General features: G+C 42.5%; 19 protein-coding genes, 1 tRNA gene and 1 pseudogene. 11 read left to right on the top strand and 10 right to left on the bottom strand.

The window, feature by feature from the left end; translation table 11 throughout:
• Positions 1 to 50: 50 nt before the first annotated feature.
• On the bottom strand, positions 51 to 1,229 hold the full coding sequence (locus IPH84_18200; GenBank protein MBK7175099.1) for an HYR domain-containing protein: 1,179 nt from the start codon (positions 1,227 to 1,229) through the stop codon (positions 51 to 53).
• The gene (locus IPH84_18195) at positions 1,177 to 4,239 is read right to left on the bottom strand and encodes a SprB repeat-containing protein (GenBank protein ID MBK7175098.1); all 3,063 of its coding nucleotides are present in this window, start codon (positions 4,237 to 4,239) and stop codon (positions 1,177 to 1,179) included. The genes IPH84_18200 and IPH84_18195 overlap by 53 nt, the downstream gene beginning before the upstream one ends.
• 403 nt (positions 4,240 to 4,642) lie before the next feature.
• Between IPH84_18195 and IPH84_18190 the strand changes: the two genes are divergently transcribed.
• Complete coding sequence (locus IPH84_18190; protein ID MBK7175097.1) at positions 4,643 to 5,419, top strand: TatD family hydrolase; 777 nt, start codon at positions 4,643 to 4,645, stop codon at positions 5,417 to 5,419.
• Positions 5,420 to 5,887: 468 nt separating this feature from the next.
• On the top strand, positions 5,888 to 6,910 hold the full coding sequence (locus IPH84_18185) for a type I asparaginase (GenBank protein MBK7175096.1): 1,023 nt from the start codon (positions 5,888 to 5,890) through the stop codon (positions 6,908 to 6,910).
• 461 nt (positions 6,911 to 7,371) lie between these two features.
• On the opposite strand, the gene IPH84_18180 is transcribed toward IPH84_18185, so the two are convergent.
• The 3 genes and pseudogenes from IPH84_18180 to IPH84_18170 all read right to left on the bottom strand — a co-directional run bounded on the left by IPH84_18180 (position 7,372) and on the right by IPH84_18170 (position 9,109).
• Entirely contained in the window at positions 7,372 to 8,079 is a 708-nt protein-coding gene (locus IPH84_18180; protein ID MBK7175095.1) for a peroxiredoxin, read from the bottom strand.
• 28 nt (positions 8,080 to 8,107) lie between these two features.
• A pseudogene (locus IPH84_18175) lies at positions 8,108 to 8,604 on the bottom strand (bacterioferritin).
• A gap of 76 nt (positions 8,605 to 8,680) precedes the next feature.
• Entirely contained in the window at positions 8,681 to 9,109 is a 429-nt protein-coding gene (locus IPH84_18170; GenBank protein ID MBK7175094.1) for a transcriptional repressor, read from the bottom strand.
• A gap of 276 nt (positions 9,110 to 9,385) precedes the next feature.
• Between IPH84_18170 and IPH84_18165 the strand changes: the two genes are divergently transcribed.
• The 5 genes from IPH84_18165 (at position 9,386) to IPH84_18145 (ending at position 11,746) form a co-directional block, all read left to right on the top strand.
• A tRNA-Ser gene (locus IPH84_18165) sits at positions 9,386 to 9,473 on the top strand.
• Between the two features lie 68 nt (positions 9,474 to 9,541).
• Positions 9,542 to 10,363: a MotA/TolQ/ExbB proton channel family protein gene (locus tag IPH84_18160; protein MBK7175093.1), complete on the top strand. Its 822-nt coding sequence runs from the start codon at positions 9,542 to 9,544 to the stop codon at positions 10,361 to 10,363.
• A gap of 5 nt (positions 10,364 to 10,368) precedes the next feature.
• Positions 10,369 to 10,695, top strand: a complete 327-nt coding sequence (locus tag IPH84_18155) for a hypothetical protein (protein MBK7175092.1) — start codon at positions 10,369 to 10,371, stop codon at positions 10,693 to 10,695.
• 20 nt (positions 10,696 to 10,715) lie between these two features.
• A complete protein-coding gene (locus tag IPH84_18150) occupies positions 10,716 to 11,291 on the top strand; it encodes a biopolymer transporter ExbD (GenBank protein ID MBK7175091.1) in 576 nt (191 codons plus the stop codon).
• Positions 11,291 to 11,746 carry a biopolymer transporter ExbD gene (locus IPH84_18145; GenBank protein MBK7175090.1) on the top strand — a complete coding sequence of 152 codons (456 nt, stop codon included), beginning with the start codon at positions 11,291 to 11,293 and terminating at the stop codon, positions 11,744 to 11,746. Before IPH84_18150 ends, IPH84_18145 begins: the two co-directional genes overlap by 1 nt.
• Before the next feature lie 260 nt (positions 11,747 to 12,006).
• Here the strand turns inward: IPH84_18145 and IPH84_18140 are convergent, their stop codons facing one another.
• A complete protein-coding gene (locus tag IPH84_18140; GenBank protein MBK7175089.1) occupies positions 12,007 to 12,936 on the bottom strand; it encodes a CPBP family intramembrane metalloprotease in 930 nt (309 codons plus the stop codon).
• A 178-nt stretch (positions 12,937 to 13,114) separates the two neighbouring features.
• Between IPH84_18140 and dusB the strand changes: the two genes are divergently transcribed.
• Both dusB and IPH84_18130 read left to right on the top strand, forming a co-directional pair.
• The gene (gene dusB / locus IPH84_18135; GenBank protein MBK7175088.1) at positions 13,115 to 14,092 is read left to right on the top strand and encodes a tRNA dihydrouridine synthase DusB; all 978 of its coding nucleotides are present in this window, start codon (positions 13,115 to 13,117) and stop codon (positions 14,090 to 14,092) included.
• 120 nt (positions 14,093 to 14,212) lie between these two features.
• Positions 14,213 to 15,565, top strand: coding sequence for a sigma-54-dependent Fis family transcriptional regulator (locus IPH84_18130; GenBank protein MBK7175087.1), 1,353 nt, complete (start codon positions 14,213 to 14,215; stop codon positions 15,563 to 15,565).
• 17 nt (positions 15,566 to 15,582) lie between these two features.
• Here IPH84_18130 and IPH84_18125 read toward each other — a convergent pair whose 3' ends face one another.
• From IPH84_18125 to IPH84_18115, 3 genes are all read right to left on the bottom strand, one after another.
• Positions 15,583 to 16,242 (bottom strand): HAD family phosphatase, encoded by a 660-nt coding sequence (locus tag IPH84_18125; protein ID MBK7175086.1) that lies wholly within the window; start codon positions 16,240 to 16,242, stop codon positions 15,583 to 15,585.
• 103 nt (positions 16,243 to 16,345) lie between these two features.
• Positions 16,346 to 17,365, bottom strand: a complete 1,020-nt coding sequence (locus IPH84_18120; GenBank protein MBK7175085.1) for a tRNA-dihydrouridine synthase — start codon at positions 17,363 to 17,365, stop codon at positions 16,346 to 16,348.
• A complete protein-coding gene (locus tag IPH84_18115; protein MBK7175084.1) occupies positions 17,358 to 18,425 on the bottom strand; it encodes a rhodanese-related sulfurtransferase in 1,068 nt (355 codons plus the stop codon). Before IPH84_18115 ends, IPH84_18120 begins: the two co-directional genes overlap by 8 nt.
• Before the next feature lie 138 nt (positions 18,426 to 18,563).
• Between IPH84_18115 and IPH84_18110 the strand changes: the two genes are divergently transcribed.
• Positions 18,564 to 19,493 carry an SGNH/GDSL hydrolase family protein gene (locus tag IPH84_18110; protein ID MBK7175083.1) on the top strand — a complete coding sequence of 310 codons (930 nt, stop codon included), beginning with the start codon at positions 18,564 to 18,566 and terminating at the stop codon, positions 19,491 to 19,493.
• Between the two features lie 31 nt (positions 19,494 to 19,524).
• A complete protein-coding gene (locus tag IPH84_18105; protein MBK7175082.1) occupies positions 19,525 to 19,932 on the top strand; it encodes a hypothetical protein in 408 nt (135 codons plus the stop codon).
• A 333-nt stretch (positions 19,933 to 20,265) separates the two neighbouring features.
• On the opposite strand, the gene IPH84_18100 is transcribed toward IPH84_18105, so the two are convergent.
• The gene (locus IPH84_18100; GenBank protein ID MBK7175081.1) at positions 20,266 to 22,896 is read right to left on the bottom strand and encodes a hypothetical protein; all 2,631 of its coding nucleotides are present in this window, start codon (positions 22,894 to 22,896) and stop codon (positions 20,266 to 20,268) included.

Raw genomic sequence — 22,896 nt, 5'->3', positions numbered from 1 at the left:
CGGCAGCAGGTGATTGTGTGATGACCAGTGAAGGTGTAGCGGTGCAATTATCATGTAGCTGTTACATTGGCTGTAAAATCGGGCACTGCAGACTGGCATGAAGCATTGGCAAAAGCCGACTGATTGGGTGCACAAGTAACGATTGTGGGCGAAATATTATCCGTAACAGTAAAGTTAGCTGAACAGGTACTAAAATTCCCTGCAGCATCGGTTACGGTGATAGTCACAGTGGTTACACCTGTTGATACCAGTGTTCCGGCAGCAGGTGATTGAGTGATGACCAGTGAAGGAGTAGCAGTGCAGTTATCGTTAGCGGTTACATTGGCAGTAAAATTAGGCACAGCAGACTGGCATGATGCATTGGCAAAAGCCGACTGATTGGGTGCACAGGTAACAATGGTGGGTGCAGTATTATCTGTAACGGTGAATTTAGCTGAACATGTGCTAAAGTTTCCGGCAGCATCGGTTACGGTGATAGTTACAGTGGTTACACCTGTTGATACCAGTGTTCCGGCAGCAGGTGATTGAGTGATGACCAGCGAAGGAGTAGCCGTGCAATTATCTGTAGCTGTTACATTGGCTGTAAAATCGGGCACTGCAGACTGGCATGAAGCATTGGCAAAAGCCGACTGATTGGGTGCACAGGTAACGATGTTCGGATTAGTATTATCAGTAACAGTAAAGTTGGCTGAACAGGTACTGAAGTTTCCGGCTGCATCAGTTACAGTGATAGTCACAGTGGTTACACCAGTTGATACCATTGTTCCGGCAGTTGGTGATTGTGTGATGACCAGCGAAGGAGTAGCAGTACAATTATCTGTTGCTGTTACATTGGCTGTAAAATCAGGTACTGCAGCCTGGCATGAAGCATTGGCAAAAGCTGATTGATTGGGTGCACAGGTAACAATGGTAGGTGCAATATTATCGGTTACAGTAAAGTTAGCCGAACAGGTACTGAAATTCCCGGCAGCATCTGTCACTGTGATAGTCACAGTGGTTACACCCGTTGATACCAGTGTTCCTGCAGCAGGTGATTGAGTGATAACCAGCGAAGGAGTAGCGGTGCAATTATCGGTAGCTGTTACATTGGCAGTAAAATTGGGCACAGCAGACTGGCATGATGCATTGGCAAAAGCCGACTGATTGGGTGCACAGGTAACAATGGTGGGTGCTGTATTATCGGTAACAGTAAATGTTAGCTGAACAGGTACTAAAATTCCCGGCAGCATCTGTCACGGTGATGGTCACAGTAGTTACCCCTGTTGATACCAGTGTTCCGGCAGCAGGTGATTGAGTGATAACCAGCGAAGGAGTAGCTGTGCAGTTATCGGTAGCTGTTACATTGGCTGTAAAATTGGGCACAGCAGCCTGGCAGGATGCATTGGCAAAAGCCGACTGATTGGGTGCACAGGTAACAATGGTTGGTGCAGTATTATCTGTAACGGTGAATGTGGCCGAACATGTGCTGAAGTTCCCTGCAGCATCGGTTACAGTGATGGTAACAGTGGTTACTCCTGTCGAAACCAGTGTTCCGGCTACGGGTGATTGAGTGATTACCAGCGAAGGAGTAGCGGTGCAATTATCTGTTGCTGTTACGCTGGCTGTGAAATTGGGTACTGCAGCCTGGCAGGATGCATTGGCAAAAGCCGATTGGTTGGGAGCACAGGTAACGATGGCAGGTGCAGTGTTATCTGGTGTTGTTCCAACTAAGTAGGTATTGGAAGTTTGGCAGCCATTTGCGTCAGTAGCAGTAATTAGATAAGAGTTGGCTGGCAGGTTATTAAAAGTTCCGGTTGGTGACTGATTGCCGGCATTCGGGCTTATTGCATAAGCTATTGAACCAGTGCCGCCCGAAGTACTGCATTGAATTTGCCCATTTGTTGCACCAACACAACTTACATTCGTAGTATTTACAGTTCCGAATTGCAATTGTGAAGGTTGATTAAGCGTGAATGAAGATGAGGCTTTTAAGCAATTATTTGCATCTTTCACAGTAACTGTATATGGAGAACCTGAGGCATTGACTGTAAAAGTATTTCCTGATTGATAAGTTCCACCATTTAGACTATACTGAAGTGTGCCCGTCCCACCAGAAGCCGACGCTGTTAGAACAGTGGTTCCTCCATAACAACTTATTGTTCCGGCAGATAATGACACGGAAATTTGATCCGGCACATTTACTGTTATTTGAGCGCATGATGAAGATCCGCAGGAGTTCTCCCACCATGCATAGTAGGTTGTTGTTGCTGTGGGCGAAGGAATAGTGAGGGGAGTCCCGGTTCCAATAACAGCTGAACCACAACTTCCCATTGACCACTTTATACTGGTCCCTGATCCTCCGGTGGCAGTAAGGACTATATTTCCATTGTCATCATTACAACCAATGCTCCGGTCAACAGATATGGAAGTGGGTGCTATTGCCACAGGACTTATAGTAACTGTCACCTGATCTGTTGATGAACACTGCCCCAGGGCATTGGTTACAGTTAAAGTGTAGGTAGTTGTTGAGGTGGGAGAAGCAATAGGATTGGCAATATTTGTAAAATTCAATCCCGTTGCCGGACTCCAGCTATACAACACACCACCTGTTCCATTCAGCTGTGTGCTTTCACCCTGGCATATACTTACATCAGGACCGGCATTAGCTGCAATTGGAGCGGGGTTTCCTATGGTTGCCGGTGATGAGACTGGTGCGAAACAACTTCCCGGGTCTTTGACCTTGACCGTATAATTACCTGCTGATAAACCCGTAAAATTATTTGTACCCTGCCAGCTTGTTCCATTATTTATCGAATAGAGGTAACTTCCTGATCCCCCTGTGGCATTTACAGTAATAGTACCATTATTTTGTCCGTTACATTGGGCATTTACAGCTGAAACTGATTGAATCACAACCGTTTCATAAATATTTATTGTCTTGGTTACTGTTATCAGGTTGGCTGCACAAGGGCAACTGGTAATAACCTGCACAATTAGAGTCTCATCATTATCAGCGATCCCGTCATTTGGAGCGACATAGGGAATGTCGACATATGCAGCATTTGCCGGGATGATAACTGTTGAGGGAAATGGTAGATTTCCGGTTGTCTGGATATCCACACCATTAGTGCAGGTTCCGGATAATATCAAATTAACAGTAAGGGGTTGTGATTGATCAGGATTGGTCCTGGTTACCCTGAAGAAGTTATTGCAACCTTCAAACACATTATTCTCATCTTCAATAAAATTCCCGTAATTATTCAGGTTGATATTCTCTGAATTAAAGCTTCTGGCCCCAAGAAATACGGCTCCATCCCATTGCTGGTCAGATGCATCAGCCACACTCATCTTAATTTTATATGTTGAACAGGGTACTACCGGATAAGTAGCTGTCAATATCACAGTACTTCCATCAAATTGCATGGTAACTGATCCGGAAGGATTGTCGAGATAATAAGCCGCATTTTCTGCCGGGAAATTCACATTATTTACATTGGTGCCAGAAGGATGGATATCATTGATAGTTACCGGGATATTATTGAGGATGGTAGCCAGGTTAACTGCATTATTGGTATAAGTTCCATTGATCCCGGGACCACTCAGGAAGAAACCAAAAGCATCATTAAATTCTGTTTCACAATATTCAATATATTCTTCTGATGTAAAAATGTAAGTGAATTCTAAAGTATTCCCGGCTGGAACAAAGTCGAACTCCAGTACTGAAGCATCGTACATGGTATTGCCTGTGATTGAATTAAGATCCGGATCAGAAGCAGCGCTGACCATCTTATCTGATTTATTTCCTGCATTATTTGGCCCCATTGCTGAAGAAGCTTTTCCGGATGTTAAAATAATGCCCTCATCAAGAGGGAAGGTTGATGTAGCCTTATTAAAATAGGCCATTTGCCTGTCGCCCGGAGTAGCTGACCAGGTATGATTGGTCCATGACCAGGTGCCATTGCTGTTCTTTTTATAATACCCAAACCTAATATTACTGGCGGTTAAACAACCTGTCACCAATAGGTTTTGAACCAATTGCTCTGGTGTATAAGCATTATAAGTGGCATTTTCAGCCACCGAAATGGAACCTGCCGGTGCATCTGTATTGCTTCCGGGAAGAACAAAAGATTGAATAGCAGGAACAGGTGGAGCCTTTCTCCCATGCTTTTCAATATTCTCATGTTGCTGTCCGAAAGCTGCTTCAATGCCAAGCATAATTAGTAATGCCAGCAATACATTTGTTTGGGTAAATGATTTCATAACGAACAAATTAAGTGTTCTGTCAATAATTTTTTTTGAAGCAAATCATTATGACTTGCCTGTGATATATAGAAAGTTGAATGCTGATCTTATTTTAATCAGAATTCATCATTTTTCTTCATCCTAATCATCCACATGATCCATTTTTACTAATTCATTGAGGTTTTATGGAGAAAATGAATTTGTGTCTGACATTCATAATGCCGGAAATCGTTGAAGCAGGGATATTTCCGCCTGATAGCAGAATTAACCCTGACAGTTTGACCTCTTTCATCTGCAGATGAAGTTGAGCGTTGCATTCAGTCCATATCTAGTCTACATATATCCTTTAATTGCTCGTTCCCTGATATGTAATATCCATGTCTATGAAAGACTCATTCAGAACAATCTTTACTTTTGCATCATGTTTATTGATACCCATACCCATCTTTATCTTGAAGAATTCAATGCTGACAGACCTTTGACAATAAAAAAGGCCATTGAAAGCGGAGTTTCCAAATTTCTGTTGCCGAATATCGACAGTAGTTCCTGGCTTCCGATGCTTGATCTGGCCAGACAATTTCCAGATCATTGCTTCCCGATGGCCGGCTTGCATCCTACCTCGGTGACTTTGGAAAACATGGAAAAGGAGTTACTCCAGGTTGAAGATGCCCTTTCTAAAGGAGGATTTTGTGCTATTGGTGAAATTGGAATTGATCTCTACTGGGATAAAACCTACAAGTCAGAACAGGATGATGCTTTTCGAACCCAACTGCAATGGGCAAAAAAATTCCATTTACCGGTGGCTATTCATATGCGTAATTCATTTAATGAAGTATGGGCAGTTGTTCAAAAGGAACTGGCTCCGGATTTAAAAGGAGTTTTTCATTGTTTTTCCGGCAACATTGAGCAAGCCCGGTTGATCACGGAAGCAGGCTTCACGCTGGGAATAGGGGGTGTAATCACTTTTAAGAATTCCGGACTGCAGGAAGTTGTTAAGGAAATAGGACTTGATCATCTCATCCTCGAAACAGATGCCCCTTACCTTGCTCCGGTTCCATTCAGAGGAAAGCGAAATGAACCTTCCTATATTCCCATTATTGCTTCTAAAATTGCTGAAATAACAGGAAATACATTACAGGAAGTTGCTGATGTTACTACAGGGAATGCCAGGAAATTGTTTAAATTGCCTCTGGTATGAAAATGCAAAATATTGAATGCAAAATGAAAAATGCAAAATGAAAAATGAAAAATGAAAAATGAAAAAGATCTCTATACATAATCTGGCAAGCGGAAGGTGGCAGTTGGTGCCCAACAGTCGGCAAAATCAGTCAGGGCGCTGCCTGGAGTTGCACCCGGTTTTAAAATGGAAAGTAGAAATTCAAATCCCCAATCCAAAATCATTTACTAATCCCCACGTCTCCAAGCCAAAGACACCCCTTCAAGGCATCTCCTAATCTCTTAATCTCCACATCTCCTCATCTCCTAATCTCCACATCGCCTAATCTCCACATCTCCAAGCCAAAGACACCCCTTCAAGGCATCTCCACATCTCCTAATCTCCTAATCTCCACATCTCCTAATCTCCTAATCTCCACATCTCCACTCCACATCTCCTAATCTCCACATCTCCTAATCATCAAATCCGCAATCCGCAATCCGCAATACAATGTCAACCTCAATATTAGTCATATACACCGGTGGTACCATCGGAATGGTAAAGGATAAAGCCACAGGGGCACTGCATCCCTTTGCTTTCGAAAATATCTATAAGATGATGCCTGTACTCGAAAATTTCGATTACAAAATCAGTGGTATTACTTTCGACCCTCTCATCGATTCCTCCAATGTGTCACCTTCATTCTGGGTGAAACTGGCGCAAACTATTGAGAGTAATTATAACGATTACGATGGATTTGTTGTGCTCCACGGGACTGATACCATGGCTTATTCCGCTTCAATGCTGAGTTTTATGCTGGAAAACCTCAATAAACCTGTCATTTTTACGGGTTCCCAATTACCGATGGGGGTTGTAAGGACTGATGGTCGCGATAACTTTATCAATGCCGTTGAAATTGCCGCGGCTTATGTTGATAACACTCCCGTGGTTCCTGAAGTAGCTATCTACTTTGAAAACAAGCTTATGCGGGGAAACAGGACAAATAAGTTCAATGCGGAAAATTTCAATGCCTTCCTCTCCGGGAACTACCCTGCCTTAGCTGAAGTGGGCGTGTATGTCAGGTATAATCATAATGTGATACTTAAGCCTAATTTTCGTAACCTCAAAGTGAGGACAGAGCTCGATACAAATATTGCCATCCTTAAACTTTTCCCCGGAATTACTGAACCTATTGTCTGTAGTATCTTAAACATCCCCGGATTAAAAGGAGTGATCCTTGAGACCTATGGTGCCGGCAATGCTCCTACTGATGAATGGTTTATCCAATCCCTGAAAAATGCAATCGAAAAAGGGATCATCATTTATAATGTTACACAATGTAAGGGTGGCTCTGTTGACATGGGTAAGTATGAAACCAGTGTAGTTCTTGGACAAATCGGGCTGGTTGGTGGATACGATATCACGACTGAAGCAGCAACTGCAAAACTAATGTACCTTCTGGGACAAGGCTATAGGGGTGATGAACTGAGGCAACTCCTGCAGACGCCGCTCAGAGGGGAGCTGACTATTTAATGATCAATGGTGAATATTGATCGATAGGCCTCCATAAAACATTGTGCCATAGACAGGTGCATTCATAAAGGCAGCATCATCGGGGTGTCTTTCATCCTGAACATAATTCAGCTACATTCTTTTCTTGCACCAATGAACCGATACCGAAGTGTTCCATCATTAGTAATAAGGATGGATTTTCAATAATCAAATCCGACATTTTCATGTCTGGTTGTATATATGTTTTCTTTGTCGGAAACATGTTTATATGGATTTGATGCTGATAATAAATTTGTGAGAAATTCTTTTGGCCGATCTGAGTACTTGCGAATTCCTGCCATCAAAAATAGTTTAAGATTGGCTAATATGGTTTATCTATTTCCTGGTAAGCAGGAATGATGGTACTGAGGGGCTGTAAAAACAACACCCTGTCACTAAATTACAATGGCAGGGTGAAGAATAATCTGGCGATTTATTACATTTTACTTTTTCAGTATCGTATTGAGGACAGTGTTTTTATCGATTTTTTTGGTACAGAAGAACCAGTCATAACACTTCATATCTTCTTTTCCATCCATTCTGTCTTTAGCTGTACCACAAGATCCTGCGGGTGGAACAATTACATCATCTCCGGGATACCAGTCGGCAGGCGTTGCAATTGAAAATGCATCAGCAGTTTGCATGGCAACCAGGGCTCTGTATAGTTCATCGAAGTTACGTCCAAGGCTTAGCGGGTAATAAATAATAGCCCTGATTATTCCCTTGGGATCAATAAAGAAAACTGCGCGGACAGCTTTGGTATTGCTTTCACCCGGTTGGATCATGCCATATTTTTTAGCAACTTCCATAGTGATATCCTCTATCAGGGGGAATTTCACTTCTACATCCTTCATTCCTTTGTACTCAATTTTTTCCTTTATGGTTCTAAGCCACGCAATGTGGCTATAGAGCCCGTCAACCGAAAGGCCGACCAGTTTGCAGTTAGCTTCTTCGAATTTTGACTCCATACTTGCGAAAGTCATAAATTCAGATGTACATACCGGGGTAAAATCGGCCGGGTGGCTGAAAAGGATAACCCAATTCCCTTTATAGTCTTCAGGAAAATTGATATTTCCCTGGGTTGTTACTGCCTTGAATGCAGGAGCGGCATCACCGATTCTTGGCATTGCGATTACTTGATTATCTTCCATTTTTTTAATGTTTAAAGGTTTATATAAATTATTCTGTCGGTCTCCCGGCAGCAACGTTTTTGCTTCGTTCTATTGATTGAAGGGCAAGGTAATTATCGCCGAATTTCTTCAGGTTTTCCATTTCAACATCGTATTGGTCGAAGTGGCGTTCTTCCTCTTCCACCAGGGCTTCAAAAACTTTTTTGGAAACAGAATCTGCATTGGCAGCACATTCATTCGCCCATAGGTTGTAATCCCTGGCGCTTTCCGATTCCATTTGGGTTGCCATCTCGAGCATAGCTTTCACGTCATGAATTTTACTTACTTCAACAGCTGGTTTCATTTCAACTTCCCCTTTGAGGAAAGGATACGTTCGGCTAATCGTTCTACATGCATCATTTCGTCAATGGCAGTGCGTTTGAACAGACCTGACAGCAGGTCATATCCCATGTCGTTGCAAAGGAAATGGAAATACATGTATTGATGAACTGCTGATAATTCATCAGCAATTGCCTTGTTTAGAAGCTCTCTGCTTTTATCTTTCATAATTGATTGTTTTTTGTTTATAAATTATTGTTTTCAGGCGCATTGTTTTAATTCAATAATTATCCGGGCTTGAATATTATATTCCTTCTTTCTGTTCCTCAAAATTTCCAATGATCTGTAGTTTTATGTCCCTGATATTAAATCCATTGATGCCTTTTTCAGAGAAGTACCTATCTAACAGTTGATTTAAATCTTCATCAAAATAATCCTCAATCCTGTCGGATTCGGCACAATATAAGTGATGATGAGACTCAGTAACAGCATCATATCTCATGATATCCCTGTCGGTTTTCACTTTTAGGATAAGCCCTTTTTCCGAAAGGGTATCCAATACCTTATAAAGTGTACCGGTTGCTATATTCGGATGATTTTTCCTGATGTATTCAAGGATATGCTCAGCAGTAGGATGATTATGCAGTTGAATGATTGCTTCCAGAATCACAAGTCGCTGAGGTGTGACTTTTAATCCCTTTGCTACCAGTTTATTGCGAAGTTCAATAGCCATAATTATTAATTAATATTATATAAGAATTATTCTTATTTAAGAATATACAAATATAGATAATTGTTTAATACGTTATAATAATTAATAAGAAAATTGTTAAACATTTGGATAAAATTTGTCTGAGAATCCTTTAAAATGTTGTCGGTACTGCTGTTTATAATGAATATGGTTTGCATAAATATTTCGTAGAAAATCAGTTTGTAATATTTTTTTGTAATTTAGCGCTCCGTTTGGTGAACCGTGTCCTGACATACAGGTAGATGCACCTAAAATATTGGAGAGTTGGCCGAGTGGTCGAAGGCGCACGCCTGGAAAGTGTGTAAGCTCCAAAAGGGCTTCATGGGTTCGAATCCCATGCTCTCCGCTCTTTTTACAGATATTAATACAACTTAAAGTAATCCACCGAAACAAAAAAAATCAATAGAAATTACCATGAAAAAATTGATCGCTTTCTTGTCATTAGCAGTTATGCTAACCTGTCTGTCGAGTGTTGTATTTGCCCAGGATCAGGCACAGCCTGCTCAAACAGCAACTACTGTTGATTCTGTTACTCCGTCAGCTGATACAGCTGTTGCTCCTGTTGCAGAACCAGAAACTGCACCTGCCCAGGAATCAAAATCTTTTCATCAAATGCTGAAGTCGAAGTTTATTGAAGGGGGTGCCGGCTGGATGGCTCCAATTCTACTTTGCCTTATCATTGGACTTGGTCTCTGTATTGAGCGTATTATTTATCTGAATATGGCTACAACCAATACCACCAAGCTACTTGAAAAAGTTGAATCAGAACTTCAGACCAATGGCGTTACAGCTGCTAAAGATGTTTGTAAGAATACCCGCGGACCTGTTGCTTCTATCTTCTTCCAGGGACTTGATCGTTACAGTGAAGGTATTGAAATTGTTGAAAAATCAATTATTTCCTATGGGGGTGTAATGATGGCCCGACTTGAAACCAATCTTACCTGGATTACGCTGTTTATCGCACTTGCACCCATGCTCGGGTTCCTTGGTACAGTTGTAGGGATGGTTCAGGCTTTCGATGCTATTGAAACTGCCGGTGATATTTCTCCAACCGTTGTTGCCGGTGGTATGAAAGTGGCTCTGTTAACTACTGTATTTGGTCTTATCGTTGCTATTATCCTTCAGGTTATTTACAACTACCTGGTATCGAAAGTTGAGTCGATCGTTAATACCATGGAAGACGCATCCATCAGTTTTATGGATATCCTGGTAAAGAATAAGAACGCTAAAAACTAAGAGCTATGAATATGATAGATATTGGGCTATATGTAGCCTATCTTGCGTTTTTTATTGCTGCAGCTGCACTTTTGCTTTTCCCGATATATAGTATGGTAAAGGGAGATGCGAAAAATACAAAAGCTACTCTCTTTGGGGTTATTGCTTTGGTTGCTATCTTTCTGATCTCTTACCTGATCTCACCTGCAGATCAAGGTCCATTCTATGAGAAAATGCAGATCAGCCCTAGTGCTTCCAAATTAATCGGAGCCGGACTAATAAGTACATATATAATTTTTGCTTCTGTCATAGGGATTACTCTCTATTCAGTTGTGATTAAATGGTTTAAATAAACCGATTAAACACCATCTTTATGTCAAAGAGATCAGCAGATATTAGTACAGCATCTATGGCGGATATCTCTTTCCTGCTGCTCACCTTCTTCTTGTTGACATCATCTATCAATACAGATTTGGGTATCACCAGGAAATTGCCTCCTCCACCGGATCCGCTTGCTCCTATTCCTGAAGTGAAAACACGAAATGTGATGAAAGTTCTTGTAAATAAGAGTGACAGACTCTTAGTTCAAGGAATTGAAATTGATATTTCCCAACTTAGATCTACAGCCAAGGAATTCCTTTCCAATCCAACCAACAAGCAGGATCTTCCGGAAATGGAAGAGAAAACCATCAATAACCTTGGTACAGTTAAAGTCTCTAAAGGAATTATTTCACTGAAAAACGACAGGGGAACTTCTTATGATATGTACATTCAGGTGCAAAACGAACTTACCGCTGCTGTAAATGAATTACGTGATGAACTGTCAAGGCAAAGATATGGGGTCAAATTCAAAGATTTGACAAATTCCGATTATATCGATGCTGTATCTAAAGCTGTTCCAGTCGCTATTTCAGAAGCAGAACCTGAAAATATAGGAGGGACCAAATAATGGCACGTTTTAAGAAAAAAGGTGGACGTACAGTTCCCGGAATCAATACTGGTTCCATGTCCGACATTATCTTTATGTTCCTGTTCTTCTTCATGGTTATCACTACCATCCGTGAAGTTACCCTTCAGGTAAAACTAGTTCCTCCAATGGCTACCGAAATCCAGAAACTGGAAAAGAAATCTTTGGTCAGCTATATCTATATTGGTCAGCCCAGAAAATCCGTACTTGGTAACGAATCCCGCATCCAGTTAAATAATGCTTTCGCATCTGTTGGCGACATTCAAGCATTTGTTCAATCGGAAAGAGCTTCCCGCGATGAATCTGAAAAGAACTTCATCACTACCGCTCTTAAAGTGGATATGGAAACAAGAATGGGTGTTGTTACAGATGTGAAGCAGGAATTAAGAAAAGCCGGTGCTTTTAAAATTAATTACTCCACACGTAAAGGCTGCTAAGAAAGAATAATACATTGTATTAAAATCAGAAAACCGCTTCCTGTCCGAAGCGGTTTTTTTTATGTATGAATTGATCCAGTCGCTGTATAAAGATAAAACGCTTTCTCTTCCTACTGGCCAGGGTTCTTAGATCTTTGATTCCTTGCCACACGCTATGTGGAAAAGTCTGCAGACTAATGGTGATGGACTGATTATAAACTGGATGCAGCCTCATACCCGCTTTAAACAAGGCAAATTCTTGTAGTTCCCGGAAATGAACCCTAACTATTTGTATTTATCGCTGCTACTCTGCCCTTTGTCCGGATGTAAATAGCGAGTATTCCAACCAGCACAAGACTGGATAAAATAACATATACATTATCTGCCCAGCCAAACTCTTCGGCACTGATACCGATCAGTTTTTGCCGGAAAAGATATTCAACCAGCACCGTTATGAAATTATTTATAAAATGGGCCAGTATGGGCAACCATAGATTCCCTGTGAAAAAGAAAAGGTAGGCTAATCCGGCCCCTAAAAGGAATCGTGGCAAAAACCCAAAGAATTGCATATGAATGGCTGCAAAAACGAATGAAGAAAGAAAAACAGCCCAATGGATATTGTTTGTCCAGTTGTGAAACAATCGGGCCAGCACTCCCCTGAATAACAACTCTTCACTGATCGCCGGCAAAATGGCTATCATAAATACATTTAGTAAAAACCCCGGGAATGAAGTAGTTGAAAGAAAGGCTAATGTTACTTCTTCAGCCTGGGATTCCATTTGCCGCATCCATGACTCAAGTCCTGACATGAATGCGGGTAGTTCCATCCGGGCATTCAATTCATTGGTGAACCCTATTAAGGGTTGTGCAGCAATGAATATTGTGAGGGTTGCAAGGATTATACCAACGGCTTGGGGCGTGCGCATCCCAAGATTTTCCAGCGGCTTTTTTTCAGTTAAAAGGAGATACAATATGGAAGGAAGTAATAAGCCTCCTGACATATTAAGAATCTGCAGGAATTTTAAGCCATTTACCACCTTGGTATCTGTATAGTCGGGGGTGGTTAATATCTCCAGGATGTTCACCCCGAAATAGGGCATGAGGATCAGGTAACCCAGTAGTGTCGAAAACAGTAGAAAGCTTAGAAGCAGGATTACCAATAAGGCTAGCTTGCCTGCATGTGACAAATGGGAAAGAAGACCTATAATCATCCGGAGAATTCTAGACAACAAAAATAGCAATTGCTATCTATTGGGATGCTATGATTACTTGAATTACTTTTGCAGGCAGATTGAAATTCTCTGTACCACATTTTAAAAGAAAAGGAATGTTACAATATATAGGTATACCCTCCTGTTAATTGTAGCAAAGCTGAAGTTGAAAAGGAAGATGATAATAGGTAAAAATGATTTAGGGGATTTCCCGGTATTACTGGCTCCACTGGAAGATATCACTGATTCGGCATTTCGCCAGGTATGTAAAACCTTCGGTGCTGATCTGGTGTATACTGAATTTATCTCTTCCGAGGCTCTTGTCAGGGAAGTTGCAAAAAGCTACAGGAAACTGGAATTTAAAGAAATGGAACGACCCATTGGGATCCAGATCTTTGGCAATGACCCGGAAGCTATGATGAGAGCCGCCATGATGGCTGAAGAAGCCCAACCGGAACTTATTGATATCAATTTTGGATGCCCTGTCCGAAAAATCGCTATGAAAGGCTCTGGTGCCGCCCTAATGAATGATGTCCCCAAAATGGTAAAGATTACCCAGGCAGTTGTTAATGCGGTAAAATTACCCGTAACGGTGAAAACAAGGTTAGGGTGGGATGAAAAAAACAAGAACATCGTAGATATAGCAGAAAGACTTCAGGATGTTGGAATCAAAGCCATTACAATCCATGGAAGGACGCGTGCCCAGATGTACACTGGTACTGCTGACTGGACACTGATAGGGGAAGTAAAGAACAATCCACGCATGATAATCCCGGTAATAGGGAATGGAGATGTGACCAGTGCCGGAATCGCCTTCAGTATGAGAAATACTTATGGAGTGGATGCAGTTATGATAGGCAGAGGTGCTATTGGAAACCCCTGGATCTTCAGGGATATCAAATCCTACTCAGTTTCAGGAACAATTCCCGATATTCCTGCGTTAAATGAAAGGGTAGATGTGTGTCTCAGACATATCAGGCTATCCTTAACCCGAAAGCCGGAACGGACTGCCATGTTGGAAATGAGAAAACATTATTCAGGGTATTTTAAAGCAATTCCCAATTTCAAGCAAATTAAAATGAAACTGCTGACTTTGGAATCCTTTGCCGAAATTGAAGAATTACTCCTCTCTTTGAAAGAAAATGGGATTTCATAAACTCCCGGTACAGATTATTCCAAAATGGAAAAGTAAGTTCATTTTTGAGCATTTGACCTTTTTATTCAAAAATTTATTACCTTTTCGGTTTTGGGAAATAAACAGATAAAATAAATTGCTGTGGAAGCCTTCAAGATATTCATAGTAGAGGATGACCAGATGTATGCCAGGATTCTGTCATACCATCTTTCCCAGAATCCCGACTATGAAGTTACCATTTTCGCTACAGGGAAGGAGTTATTGGCAAATCTGTATAAAAACCCGTCTGTCATTTCCCTCGACTTTAACCTGCCTGATATGAGCGGGTTTGATGTACTTAAAAAGATCCGGGAATTTGATCCTGAACTGCCTGTCGTTATCGTTTCAGGCCAGCAGGATATTTCGACAGCCGTTGAATTGCTGAAGAAAGGGGTCTATGACTATGTGCTGAAAGATCCGGATACAAAGGAACGACTATGGTCGGTCATGCGTAACATTAAGAGTAACTTCAACCTGAAACAGCGCATTTCCCGCCTCGAAGAAGAAATCGGCAAGAAATACCAGTACAGTAATCTCATAAAAGGGGACAGTCCTGCCATGCATGCTGTCTTTAACCTGATTGAAAAAGCCACAAAGACCAATATTTCAGTTTCCATACAGGGTGATACCGGTACAGGAAAGGAATTGGTTGCCAAGGCTATACATTATAATTCCAAAAGGCATAATAAGCCTTTCGTAGCGGTTAATGTTACTGCTATTCCCCGGGAACTGATTGAAAGTGAGATGTTCGGACATGAGAAAGGCTCCTTTACCGGTGCACATGCCCAACGAATTGGCAGGTTTGAAGAAGCGAACCACGGTACGATCTTCCTTGATGAAATTGGAGATATGGACCTTAATATGCAATCGAAGCTGTTAAGGGTTCTCCAGGAAGAAGAATTAAACAGGGTGGGTTCCAGTAAATCGATTAAACTGGATGTCAGGGTAATCGTTGCTACCCATAAGAACCTGATGGATGAAGTTAAAAAGGGTAATTTCCGCGAGGACCTCTACTATCGTTTATTAGGGTTACCTATTATGCTTCCTCCTTTACGTGAAAGAGGCAACGACCTCTTCCTGCTAGCCAGGTTTTTCGTGGATGAATTTTGTCAGAAAAACACTTTGCCCAAGCTTACCATCTCAGCAGAATCACTTGAAAAACTACGCAAATACCCATTCCCTGGTAATGTGCGCGAGTTAAAGGCTATCATGGAACTTTCTGCTGTAATGACAAATACCAATACCATTCATGCAGATGATATCAAATTGTCGAATACCAGTTCAATGATTGACTTTCAGACTGGTGAAGCAACACTTGATGAATATATCAAGATGATTATTAAGCATTACCTGCATAAATACGATAATAAAGTACGTCTTGTAGCTGATAAACTCAATATTGGTAAGACAACCATTTATAGGATGATGAAAGACGAAGAAGGAGATCTGTCTTAATTACGCGTGTACCTTGCCTAAGGTAAAAGAAACTCCGCCTCTGTGCGGAGTTTTCCGTTTTTGAATAGTTCTGTAACCTCCATCCCTTCTTTTAAATGGAAGGCGACCCACCCGGCTTTTACTGCAGCTTCTGCATTGGCAAGCGAATCGTCAATGAAGAGGGTTTCAGCCGGAATAAACTGGCCTGCTTGCATTACACGTAAATAAATCTCCAGATCGGGTTTATGTGAATCCAGTTCATAGGAAAGGAATAAGCGTTCAAATAGTGATTCCATTTCAAACTCGTGGGTTGCCCGGAATGCTTCTGTATAAGTTTCGAAATGAATGGAATTGGTATTTGAAAGCAGAAAGAGCCTGTAATTGGAAGAGATCTCACGCATCATATTAACCCTGGAAGCGGGAAAATCGAGTAATAAAGCATTCCAGGCTTCATCAACCTGCTCATCACTCAGAGGCAGACCGCAATTTTGACGAATATCTTCACGGAACTGATCTGGAGTGCTTCTTCCTGAATCGAAACGTTGATATACCTCAGCCGCCATTAAACGTTTGTGTACTTCCATCATATCCTGCACCCCCATATCGGTAAGAGCCTTTACGGTAAGAAGCGGGTCTATGTTTAAAAGCACGCCCCCCAGGTCAAAAATGATGTTTTTTATCGAATGAATTGGGTCCATGAGAAATTATAAGAATCACGAAGATATAAAAATAAGATTCTCATCAGCTATTCCTGCAATCAGGAACCCCTCTTGTATTAGCATCAGATCCTTCAAATAAATACTAACCAGAAGGTATGGATTCATTATGAATCACCTCTTTTTCCAATGAATTTAGCAAAATCAATACATCGTCATAATGGTGTGCCCTCATGAATTGATCTCTCCAATGGGCTGCACCGGGGAAACCATTCAGATAGATCTTATAAAATCGTTTTAATACATTATAATCCTTTCCATCTCCCCATGTATCCCTGAACAGGCTGATATGGAAACGCAGCAGGCTAACCCTATTCCTGCACGATATTTCCATGGGTTCCTTATTAAATAACCATGGGTTTCGAAAGATACCTGTTCCAATCATCACCCCATCAACACCATATTGCTGAACGCGATTCATAGCATCAGCATAACTGCCAACCTCTCCATTCCCGATGATGGTAACCGGGCTTTTCATCTGATTTCTTAGAGTTACAGCTTTTCCAATCTCATCCCATAGGGCCGGACCATTCGACATCATTTTCCTAGTCCGGCCATGAATGGTTATTGCCTTAGGTGAGGCTTCCAGGAGGTGACCTATCCATGACTCAGTATTAATGCTACTAAAACCGATTCGCGTTTTCACACTTACCGGTAGTTTAGTGGCCTCAGACGTTGCCTGAATAATTTCCCCGGCCAGATCCGGGTAATTGATAAGGTTTGCACAGCTTTTTTGTTTAACGACTTTTTTAACCGGACAACCCATATTAATATCGATCCCATCAAAAACGCCCATTTCAGAAATCATCATTGCACTCTTCCTGAAATTCTCAGGGTCTCCACCCCAGATTTGTGCAACCAGTTTAATGTTTCTTGCTTTCAGCAATTCCAGCTCGCTCTGGTTTACCATTAGCCGCTCCATCACCTTGTCGCGTCCTCTCTCATGGCACATGCCATCTGTGGAGGTAAATTCAGTGAACAATACATGAAGGGCATCAGATGAGGATACCGACATCACCACCTCACGAAATACGGTATCGGTGACATCTTCCATGGGTGCCAGTACCAGGAAGGGTGTTTTTAACTCCTGCCAGAAATTAGTCATGAAGTACCGGCTTAAGGTCGTTTAGCTGCATTTCATGATTAAAATGAGCAGAGGCGCGGCTTTTAAAAATCTTATTCCCGGCATATTGTTTCATTCTTTCAGAGCGGAGAGCCAAACGGTTTTCTACCGGTAATTGAAGAAGGTCACGGCACTCAGGAGAACAGCAGGCTGCAAATTTCTCAGCGCATTCACTGCATTGAATGAAGAGAAGGTGACAATCGTCATTGGCGCAATTGGTATGGGTATCAGCAGGTTTCCCGCATTGGTGACAATGTGCAATTACCTGTCCGTCCACTGTTTCTCCGAGTCGTTCATCAAAAACAAAGTTTTTGCCAATGAACCGTGAGGGTAATTCTGCCTTTTTCAGCTGCTGGGCATATTCGATGATTCCTCCATAAAGCTGGGATACATCTTTGAAGCCATGGTGAACCAGGAATGCACTCGCTTTCTCGCATCGGATACCACCTGTGCAGTAAAGCAGGACTTTCCTGTCTTTCTGATCACTATAATCTCTTAGGACCACCTGAATCGCTTCTTTAAAAGTATCGGCGTCAGGACAAACGGCATTTTCGAACCTGCCAATTTCGCTTTCATAGTGATTACGCATATCGATTACCAGGTTTGACGGATCTGCTGATAGCTCATGGAATTCAAATGCATTAAGGTGTTTGCCTACTTTCCCGAGGTCGTATGAACCCTCATCCAGTCCGTCGGCTACAATTTTAGGCCTCACCTTTATGGTAAGTTTATAAAATGATTTTCCATCATCAACAATTGCATACTTAATAGGCATTGAAGTCAGCTGTGGGATGGATTCAAGGTGATGCAGGAAGGCTTCCAGCTGATGTTCAGGAACACTCATCTGGGCATTGATACCTTCGCGGGCAATATAAATTCTTCCGAAGCAGTTTAATTCTGACCAGGAGGCATAGAAATGATCCCTGGTTTCCTGTGGGTTTTCAAAAGGGACGTATCTGTAGAAAGAGAGGGTTTTTCTTTTAAATGTTTCGTTTTTAAGCCTTTTACGTAAAATTTCCTTGTTGATCCTGTTTGCAAGCATGAGTGATGGTTGTTTGAGTCTAAATGAAAGTTCAAACGCAAGGAAGGGAAATTTGTTTGATCAAGGGGCCCCTCTCTAAGTTAAAACCTAAAAATAACTGTTGTTGAACATGACCGACCAGATTATTGTTACTTGACTATGAAACAATTGTTTACCCAATTACCGATCAGGATTTTTTATCTACTGGCATTACTGCTTTGTTTAAATTCCATTATACTTGCTCAGCCCATCAAAGTGAGGGAGCCATTGCGTTTCCTGGCATTGGGTGATTCTTATACCATCGGGCAGAGTGTTAGTGTGGATGAACGATGGCCAAACCAGTTGGTGGCACAGTTTCAGATAAGAGGATATTCTGTTGAGGAATTGAAAATCATTGCCCAGACAGGCTGGCGGACTGATAACCTGCGTAATGGAATTCAGCAGCAAATGCCATTGGAAGGATATAACCTGGTTTCGCTGCTGATTGGCGTGAATAACCAATACCAGGGTGGTACGGTTCAGACGTATATGACTGAATTTGAAGAATTGCTTCAAAAAGCCCTGGAACTCGCGGGGAATGACCCTTCTCATGTTTTTGTCCTTTCTATTCCAGACTATGCTTATACACCCCTTGGAAATGGCAGCCAGGTCATCAGTGCCGAAATCGACCTCTTCAATTCAGCCAATCGTTTTATTACTGAGACTTATGATATACGTTATGTTGACATCACCCCGATTTCAAGGAATGGACTAAATGACCCAACCCTGGTTGCCGGCGATGGCTTGCATCCCAGCGGTAAACAATATGGATTATGGGTGCAGGAGGTCCTGAAATATGTGGAAAGGGAAGTCGGATTGACAGAAAAAGTGACTCAAAAGCTATTTGTATTGAAAAACAAGCAGTTGGTCATTCAGGAGGATGAGTTACCTGTTGAAGTTATCATCACTGATCTTTCTGGAAGGGAAATGCTGAAAAGCCGCCTGATGAACTCATCTATGCCATTACAGATGCTCAATCCCGGTATTTTTATCCTCCAGGTTAGGAAAGATAACGAAATCATATCCCAAGAAAAGATTTACCTTCACTAAGCAAGTTCAAGAATTTAATTCCCAAACTATTATGAAAGAAAAAATCGGAACAAAAGAGCAACCTATGCTTTTAAAAACGCCACCATTGTCTTCTGAATTTACCATGCATGTGGATGAAAAAGATGGGAGGGAAATATTGGTTTGTACGGTCGGCAAAACGGTGTTGCATTATGATATCCGTTGTCTCGACGATCTGCATGCAATGTTAAAAAAGCATGGGGACTGGATGGAACTGGGGAGTGCTGATGAGCAGAAACCTGCAAAAGAGGGGACTGTTGAAGCCTGGGGCCGGTCGGAGAGTAACCCGGTTGGTGGTTGGTACGGCCTTAAAAAAGGCTTCCGTGGCCGTTTTGGAATGTATATTCCCCCGCTTATGGAACAACTGGGCCTTGCAGAAGTTACCCATGATCCGAAGGGGAACCGGATGAGGGCGAGGTAAGAACAAAATGTAAAAGTTAAAATGCAAAATGTAAAATGTAAAATGGGTCGGAGGATATTCAATAGCTCGGCAAATGGAACGCGGATTCGCCGGCTGGCCGACGGTTCCATTCGCGGATTTACACGGATTCTTATTCGTGAAAATTCGTGCTCAATTAGTGTAATTCGTGTTCTATTTTCCTACAAGAAGCACGAATTGTCTTAATTATAGAATTCTTGATTTACGACTTCAATAATTTTTGCTGGGGTTTCCCTTCAGGTTAATCCGCAATCTTATATAAGCAGATTGTACTTTTCAGGAAAAAACAATCAAGGATCCTTAATTTGACCCAGGCTACTCCACCCTTACACTCGTCACTTCCCTTGGCCGGAGGTTAATTTTCACCAGGTTGCCCTGAACCTTTAGAGCGTCTTTCTTTTCTTCGGTGGTTGAACAGCGCCAGGCTGCGGCAACTTGCATACCAGGTATACTGAAATCAGCATCCATGGCTTTATCAGTCAGGTTAACCAACCGGATGATCTTTGCCTTACGGTCATCTGATTCCTTTACATAAGTTACCCGCACCCCTTCCTGGTTTATTGTCAGGAATGACTTCGATTCTGTTGCAGCACAGTTCACAACCGGGTGGAGTATAACCGGACTGCTGACCAGCTGGGCTGTTTTTGATACTTCAGCCATGTTATAAGTGCCCTGCGACTGGAATGCGTACCTCAGTTTGATCTGTCCGGGTTGTGCTCCCCTGAAATTGGTTTCCCAGTAATTATTGGTAGCCCATCCAAGGAGTAATGGATTTTTATCACGGGGTATCACCGACTGGTTCCTTCCGAAATTAAAATCACCGAACATCACCATAGGGGCATCCGGACAATAGAGTGTTGCCCCGAACTGCCGGTCATGGATGCTGGCAAATGAACTCACGGTGACCCAATCATGGCAGGATCCCGGTAATTGCTCATTATCCAGTTCCACCGGGACATCAGCTGTATCAAAAAATCCTTTCCAGCCTGCTTCCAATGACAAAGGGAAGGCAAAATAGATGCTTTCCGGCATAACATTCTCAGTCTTGAGGAGGTCAGCTTCCAGGTCGATAATCGGAGAATCAGCATGAAGGACAATCTTTTGAACCAGTCCGTCAGTACCTTCCGCAATTGAAGTAATCACCAGGGTTGCAGTGAATGGGGTGAGTTCCACCTTGCATTCCTTAAGGGTGATACTGCTATAGGAAGCTTTCCAGTCGGGTTTCCAGCCGGTAAGGCCGATACGCTCATTTTCAACACTCCTCACATGGAAGGCAGTTCTCAGCGGATTGACAGCTGGATCGGGTTTTTCATGAACATACTGGAAGAACCCATAAGGGCTGTTAGTATTTAACACCTCCCTTTTGAGCTTTTTGTCGAACAAAGAGGTAACCTTCCCGGTGGCTGGATCGAATTTAAGCAGGTAGAAGTCAGTTTCAATGAAATCCTTTCCACTTTTAATGGGGAATTCAGGCTGAGCTTCCTTCAATTGGCTGAAAGGTACTTTTTTCCAGCTATAGGGCGGGATTTCCACAGGACTGTAAAATTTCCCGAGGTTGGGCGTTCTTTCAAAACGGTCACCTCCCATCAGCCATGTTTCAATTCTCTTGCCGGGAATGAACCAGTCATCGGGAACCTGGGGATAAACCCTGGCGCTTGCAGAACCGGGATTTACAAGCATTATTCCTTCAATTTTATCATAAGCCCTTTCATTACCTGCAAGCTGTTGTAAGTAGCGTACCAGAGAAAACTTTGAGAAAGCCATTCCTTCATAAGCTGCATTGGCTTTAATATTCCATTGGGCGGTAGGGAAGGGGTGATGGATTTCGAGAGGGTTCCAGGCGCCCCAGGTGTGTTCGTTGTAAAAGTTGACATCCTCCCATATCTGACTGTTTGCATTCCGGAGTTGCTGATTGCTGTTCCCGAAAGCTGCCAGCAGGTCGATCACTGCCATATTGGAAGCGGTATTCAATGAGATTTGAGTTTCTTTTGCAGAGCTGGCGGCTCCAAAATTCCAGAAATCGGTCCAGTCGCCCTTTACCACCGGAATATTTTCAGATGGGATTTGTTTTATCCGGGCCAGGATGTCTTTGGGTGTTACAAACCTGAGTTTTGGCTGACGGCCTTCTTCATTCCAGCGTTTCACCAATGCCGGAAGGTCGAAGTTAGGTGGCGAATTGTCATAAGCATAAGGGGCGCAGGTAGCAGTAAGATAAACAAAGTCGTAGGGATAATTCATACTCGCTGCATACGACAGGTATTTGTCGAGTCCGGCCTGAACAGTATCCAGGCTGCCCGTATGGTTATTAGTCCATTGGTCGAACATGGAGTAATGCTCCCCGTTCATCACCAGGATTTCCCTGCCTCCCGGGCTTTGCCAGCGATAAACGGCAGGCCTTGGTTTGGGAGTGCCAGAAAGATGGAGGTTGATGGCCATGGTAAGCATTTCCACTCCCGCATCTTTAAACAGGTCGACAATGGGCCAGGGGAGGCCGGTGGCATCATGCAGATTGGCCGTAGTGATGGGCACACCAAATCGTTTCGAGAGTTCTGCGGCATCGTACAATTGCCTGGCAAGGCCCTCGGAACTTGCAAGGGGTGTAGTGTTATATTCCAGGGCCGAGATGCAGATCCTGCCTTCTTTGAGATAGTTGCCAAATTTCTGAATATCCTTTTCTGTAGCGGTTTCAAGCCACATCATCACTGGTTCTGTCACTTCGCAGGTCCATTTTGGCCTTGAGGCTTCCGGATAGTCAGCTGTGCGATCGAGCAATTCCAGGGCCTGGTTGATATATTCGACCTGCAAAGCCAGGGCAACCGGCTGAAGGTGAGTAAATCCAACATCCAGGTGACTGTGGTGCATAATCAGTACTTCCTTCACTTTCTGCTGGGCTTGAACAGCTATCGCGATAAGAAATAGGAGGGATATAGTTAGTATTTTCCGCAT

Source organism: Bacteroidales bacterium, assembly GCA_016707785.1.
Taxonomy (GTDB): domain Bacteria; phylum Bacteroidota; class Bacteroidia; order Bacteroidales; family UBA4417; genus UBA4417.
Note: the sequence above shows the minus strand (reverse complement) of the source record. Positions and strands in the feature narration are given on the sequence as shown.